Annotated in this window: 4 protein-coding genes; 3 read left to right on the top strand and 1 reads right to left on the bottom strand. The window is 68.7% G+C overall.

Annotated elements, in window-relative coordinates:
* From Msi02_RS42525 to Msi02_RS42515, 3 genes are all read left to right on the top strand, one after another.
* Positions 1-411, top strand: a 411-nt coding sequence (locus Msi02_RS42525) for a cellulose binding domain-containing protein (protein ID WP_204053376.1), incomplete at its 5' end; no start/stop codon positions are given.
* A gap of 28 nt (positions 412-439) precedes the next feature.
* A complete protein-coding gene (locus Msi02_RS43790) occupies positions 440-1,924 on the top strand; it encodes an arabinofuranosidase catalytic domain-containing protein (protein ID WP_239109426.1) in 1,485 nt (494 codons plus the stop codon).
* A 195-nt stretch (positions 1,925-2,119) separates the two neighbouring features.
* Positions 2,120-4,522: a ricin-type beta-trefoil lectin domain protein gene (locus Msi02_RS42515; protein ID WP_204053375.1), complete on the top strand. Its 2,403-nt coding sequence runs from the start codon at positions 2,120-2,122 to the stop codon at positions 4,520-4,522.
* A gap of 95 nt (positions 4,523-4,617) precedes the next feature.
* On the opposite strand, the gene Msi02_RS42510 is transcribed toward Msi02_RS42515, so the two are convergent.
* Positions 4,618-4,911 (bottom strand): cellulose binding domain-containing protein, encoded by a 294-nt coding sequence (locus Msi02_RS42510; protein WP_204053374.1) that lies wholly within the window; start codon positions 4,909-4,911, stop codon positions 4,618-4,620.
* Positions 4,912-5,055 lie beyond the last annotated feature (144 nt).

The following is a 5,055-nucleotide window of genomic DNA, read 5'->3' as shown; positions in this document are numbered from 1 at the left end:
GACGGACCGACCACATCACCCTCGCCGTCGCCCACACCCCCGGCATCCCCGTCGCCCACACCCCCGGCTTCGCCGTCACCGTCGCCCAGCCCGACAAGCACGCCCACCCCGAACGGCGGGGCGTGCAGCGCGACCTACCGCACCACCAACACCTGGTCCGGCGGCTTCCAGGGCGAGGTCACGGTGACAGCCGGCAGCGCGCCCGTCAACGGCTGGACCGTCAAGTGGACCCTGAGCAACGGCCAGACCATCAGCCAGGTCTGGAACGGCACGCTCAGCACCACCGGCTCGGCCGTTTCGGTGAGCAACGCCTCCTACAACGGCTCACTCCAGCCGTCCGCCTCGACGACGTTCGGCTTCCTCGCCGGCGGCACCACGTCGGCGCCGTCCCTCACGTGCACCGCCGCCTGAGGACGATGCCCTCGATCGGAGGAATCTGGTGAACACGAGGAGAAGACTCGTCCGCCTCATCATGGCAGCGCTGGTGCCGCTGTCCGCGCTGTTCGCCGTGTCGTTTGCCTGGGCGGTCGCCGCGCAGGCGCCGGCGCAGGCCGCCACGTCGCTTCCGTGTGACCTCTACGCCGCGGGCGGGACGCCGTGCGCGGCGGCGCACAGCACCACCCGCGCGCTGTTCGCGTCCTACAACGGGCCGCTTTACCAGGTGCAGCGCGCGTCCGACCACAGCTACCGCGACATCGGGCTGCTGGAGGCGGGCGGGTACGCCGACGGGGCCGCCCAGGTCTCGTTCTGCGCGAACACCTCCTGCACGATCACGAAGATCTACGACCAGACCGCCAACCACAACGACCTGCCGATCTCGTGGGGCGGCTTCTGGAAGGGCCCCGGCCCCAACGGCTCCGACATCGGGGCGGACGCCATGGCCCTGCCGGTGACCGCCGGCGGGCACCAGGTGTTCGGGATCAAGAGCACCCAGGGCACCGGCTACCGGATCGACAACGCCAGGAACGTGCCGACGGGCAGCAAGCCCGAGGGCATCTACATGGTGACGTCGTCCAACTACGTGAACCAGTGGTGCTGCTTCGACTACGGCAGCGGTGAGAACTCCCACAACGACACCGGCAACGCCACCATGAACGCGATCTACTGGGGCACCGCCTGCTGGTTCGGCGGGTGCACCGGCAGCGGCCCGTGGGTGGAGGCCGACCTCGAGAACGGGATGTACCACACCAACACCGGCTCCAACAAGGATCCGAACAACTCCGGGGTGCACTACCCGTTCGTCAGCGCCTGGCTGAAGAACAACGGCACCACCAACTTCACCCTCAAGTACGGCAACGGCAACAGCGGCGGGCTCACCAGGACCTTCTCGGGCCCGCTGCCGAACGGCTACTCGCCCATGCGACTGGAGAGCTCGATCCTTCTGGGCACCGGCGGCGACAACAGCCCCACCGGCCAGGGGATGTTCTTCGAAGGCGCGGTCACCAACGGCTATCCGTCCGACGCCACCGAGGACGCCGTCCAGGCCAACATCACCTCCGTCGGCTATTCGATGTCGGGCGGCGGCACCCCGCAGCAGGGGGAGCAGGTCGTGGGCGGCCAGTCCGGCAGGTGCCTGGACGTCACCGGTGTCTCGCAGAACAACGGCGCCCAGGTGCAGCTGTGGGACTGCAACGGCCAGAACAACCAGCGCTGGACCTACACGTCCGGCAAGCAGTTGCAGGTCTACGGCACCAAGTGCCTGGACGCCTACGGGCAGGGCACAAGCAACGGCACCCAGGTGATCATCTGGGACTGCAACGGGCAGGCCAACCAGCAGTGGAACGTCAACTCCAACGGCACGATCAGCGGCGTGCAGTCGGGCCTGTGCCTGGACGCGAGCAACGCCGGCACCGCCAACGGCACGAAGATCATCCTCTGGGCCTGCAACGGCGGAGCCAACCAGCAGTGGAGCAGGCGCAGCTGACCCGGCGGTGACACGAGGACGCGCTGCCGCAGGGCGCGAGGGCCTGCGGCAGCGCCTCCCGCACGGCGGCAGCACGTCACGCGACCGTCGATACCCCGAGTCCCCGGCACCCGGCCGTGGGCGCCCCTGGTGGCGCCCGCTCTCGGCCGGTCTGTCGCCATGTCGATTTCGCCCTACCTCATCGAAAGGACCCCCATGAGCCGGCGAAGAGAAAGCACGGCGCGCGTCGCCATGAGTGTGGTGGTCGCGCTCCTGTCAGTCGCGATGTCCCTGGTGGCCGTCTCGGCGGCGCATGCGGCGGTCGGAATCACGATCAACGGTGGTTCCGGCGGCCGCACCTTCGACGGTGTCGGCGCGATCAGCGGCGGCGGAGGCAACAGCCGCCTGCTGGTCGACTACCCCGAGCCGCAGCGGTCGCAGATCCTCGACTACCTGTTCAAGCCCGGGTACGGCGCGTCGATGCAGATCCTCAAGGTCGAGATCGGCGGCGACACCAACTCCACCGACGGCGCCGAGCCGAGCCACCGGCACACCTCCGGCGACCTGGACTGCAACCGCGGCTACGAGTGGTGGCTGATGGAACAGGCCAAGGCCCGCAACCCCAACATCAAGCTGGTCGGTCTGGCCTGGGGCGCCCCGGGCTGGCTGGGTGGCGGCAACTTCTGGTCCCAGGACACCATCAACTACCTCGTCGACTGGCTCGGCTGCGCGAAGAACAGCCACGGGCTGACGATCGACTACCTGGGCGGCTGGAACGAGAAGGGCCGCGACCTGAACTGGTACGTCAACCTCAACACGGCGCTGGACTCCCGTGGCTTCGGCAACGTGAAGATCGTCGCGTCCGACGACTGGGGTTTCGGCGTCGCCGACGACGCGGCGAACAACGCCGCCTTCCGCAACGCGGTGGACGTGTTCGGGTCGCACTACGTTTGCGGCTACCGCGGCGCCCAGTCGAACTGCCCCAGTTCCACCACGGCGATCAACTCCGGCAAGGTCCTGTGGGCCAGCGAGAACGGCTCCGACGACTACAACGACGGTGCCAAGGCGCTGGCCAGGGGCATCAACCGGGACTACATCGACGGCAAGATGACCGCCTACATCAACTGGCCGGTCATCGCCGCGATCACCCCGAACCTGCCGTTCGCCACGATGGGCGTGGCGGTCGCGCCGCAGCCCTGGTCGGGGTACTACTCCATCGGCAAGAACGCCTGGGTCATGGGGCAGACCACGCAGTTCACCGCGCCCGGCTGGAAGTACCTGGACGCCTCCAGCGGCTACATCGGCGGCAACCGCAACAACGGCAGCTACGTCTCGCTGAAGTCCCCGAACAACTCCGACTACAGCACGATCATCGAGACGATGGACGCCACCGCCGCCCAGACGCTGAACTTCAGCGTGACCGGTGGGCTGTCCACCGGGCAGGTGCACGTGTGGGCGACCAACGTCAACTCCGGCAACTCCGCCGACTACATGGTGCACACCACCGACATCACGCCGTCGAACGGCGCCTTCTCCCTGACGGTCCAGCCGGGATACGTGTACTCGATCACCACCACGACGGGCCAGGGCAAGGGCACCGCCACCAGTCCCGCCCGGGGTTCGATGGCCCTGCCGTACTCCGACGACTTCGACTCCTACGCCGTGGGGCGTGAGGCCAAGTACCTGATGGACATGCAGGGCTCGTTCGAGGTCGTGGGCTGCGGCGGCGGGCGGTCCGGCCGATGCGTGCGCCAGATGGCCCCGCGCCAGCCGATCCTCTGGACCGGCGGCTCCCACCCGTACGCCCTGCTCGGCGACCTGGGCTGGAGCAACTACACCGTGTCCACCGACGTGCTGCTCGAACAGAGCGGCTACGCCGAGGTGATCGGCCGGGCCGGCGCCCAGCACTCCTTCGGCCCCGAGGGGCTGAACGCCTACTATCTGCGGGTCAGCGACAACGGCGCCTGGCAGATCATCCGCAACAACGTCGACAACGCGATGACGACGATCCGCAGCGGCACCGTCGCCGCGCTCGGGACCAACCGCTGGCACACCCTGGCCCTGACCTTCTCCGGCAGCACGATCACCGCGAGCATCGACGGGACGCAGGTGGCCTCGGTCACCGACGGCACCTGGGGCGCCGGCCAGATCGGCGTGGGCACCTCCACGACCGAGACGGCGCAGTTCGACAACCTGTCCATCACTCCGGGCCAGGGCGGCGGCAACCCCGGCAACGGCACCGTGCTGCGCGGCCTGGCCAGCGGCCGGTGCGTGGACGTGCCGAACCAGTCGCAGACCAACGGCACCCAGGTGGCGCTGTGGGACTGCAACGGCGGGGCGAACCAGCAGTGGACCTACACCTCGGGCAAGCAACTCCAGGTGTACGGCAACAAGTGCCTGGACGCCTCCGGGCAGGGAACGAGCAACGGCACACAGGTCGTCATCTGGGACTGCGGCGGCGGGGCCAACCAGCAGTGGAACCTCAATGCCGACGGCACCGTCACCGGTGTCCAGTCCGGGCTGTGCCTGGACGCCTACAGCGCCGGAACCGCCAACGGAACGAAGATCGTCTTGTGGGCCTGCAACGGCGGAAGCAACCAGCAGTGGAGCCGTAACTGACCTGACACGGCCGTGACCGAAGCAGAAGGAGGGGATGCGCGGCCCGGGATCCGGGCCGCGCATCCCCTCCTACTGTTGGAGGTACTACCAGGGAGCTAAGCGACGCTGCAGGTCACGCCGTTGAGCGTGAACGCGGTGGGTTTGCCGGCGTTGCCGGTGTGGGTGGCCTGGAAGCCGATCTCGGTGGAGGCTCCGGGGGCGAGCGAGGCGTTATAGCTCACGTTCGTCGCCGTGACCTGTCCGCTGGTGGGGGAGTAGGTGGCGTTCCACCCGTTGGTGATGGTCTGGCCGCCGGGGAGCGTGAAGGCCAGCGACCAGCCGTTCACGGCGGAGGAGCCGGTGTTGGTGATGGTGAGGTTCTCCGTCAGCCCGTTGTTCCAGGCGTTCACGGTGGCGCTGACCCGGCAGGGCCCCGAACCCGCAGTGGGCGACGGGGACGGCGACGGGGTGCTGCTCGGCGACGGACTGGGCGAGGGCGTGGGCGATGGGGTCGGTGACGCGCTCGGTGACGGTGTCGGCGAGGGGGACGGCGA

The sequence above is a fragment of the Microbispora siamensis genome (assembly GCF_016863095.1).
In the GTDB taxonomy this organism is placed as follows: Bacteria; Actinomycetota; Actinomycetes; order Streptosporangiales; family Streptosporangiaceae; genus Microbispora; species Microbispora siamensis.
This window is presented reverse-complemented; position numbering and strand designations above follow the sequence as displayed.